Genomic DNA, 770 nt, shown 5'->3' with positions numbered 1-770 from the left:
GAGCCGATGTCCGCGCCGATCGGCAGGCCGGCGGCGACACGCCCGAGCACTGGCAGGCGCAGCACGTCGGCGCTGTCCACCTGCGGCGCGGGGGCCGGAGCGGCCGCCCCACCCAGCAGGCGGATGCCGCGCGCCTGTCCGGGCACCCGGCGGATCGCGCCGGCCTGTTCGAGCGCTTCCAGGTGGTACTGGGCCGCGCGCACGCCTTTGAAGCCGAAGGCACGGGCAATCTCAGTCTGCGACGGCGGCACGCCGTCGTGTTCGATGCGCTCGGCGATCAGGTCGAGGATCGCCTGCTGGGTTTCGGTCAGGTCCATGGTTAGTAGTAATACTACTAAATTAGCTGGCGAGCAACTGGCATGTGGGTCTGGAGTGCCGGCGCGCTTCGCTGCCGCCAGTGATGGATGCTCCGCGCGACCGCCCGCAATGCCTTCGTCGGCAGGCGCGCGGCTTCTGATCCTGGCAGCCTTTTGGACCCCGCATAGCGTCAGTGCGATGTGTACCGGGGGATTCGAGTGCATCGCGTCGGGGCGGAAGCCCCTCCCACAAGGGATCGCGTGCGCGCCGACACTCCTGTGAAGCGGGGCGCCTGCGGACCAGCCGCCTCAGCTTCCGGCGAACCGTGCTCGAGAGCATGCGCCGCGCTCAGCGCCCGCTGCGCCAGATCGAGAACAGGATCCACACCCCCGACAGTGCCGCGCCGACGAAGCCGCAGACGCCGATCGCCAGCAGCCAGCGGCTGGAAATGCCGCCGACGCTGTTCATCACGA

At 69.5% G+C, this 770-nt stretch carries 1 pseudogene; it reads right to left on the bottom strand.

What is annotated here, in order from left to right:
• Nucleotides 1–317, bottom strand: a pseudogene (locus D180_RS20640) (repressor LexA); the annotation flags it as partial.
• Nucleotides 318–770: the final 453 nt, after the last annotated feature.

The organism is Xanthomonas sp. SHU 166, from assembly GCF_000364685.1.
Classification (GTDB): domain Bacteria; phylum Pseudomonadota; class Gammaproteobacteria; order Xanthomonadales; family Xanthomonadaceae; genus Xanthomonas_A; species Xanthomonas_A sontii.
Note: the sequence above shows the minus strand (reverse complement) of the source record. Positions and strands in the feature narration are given on the sequence as shown.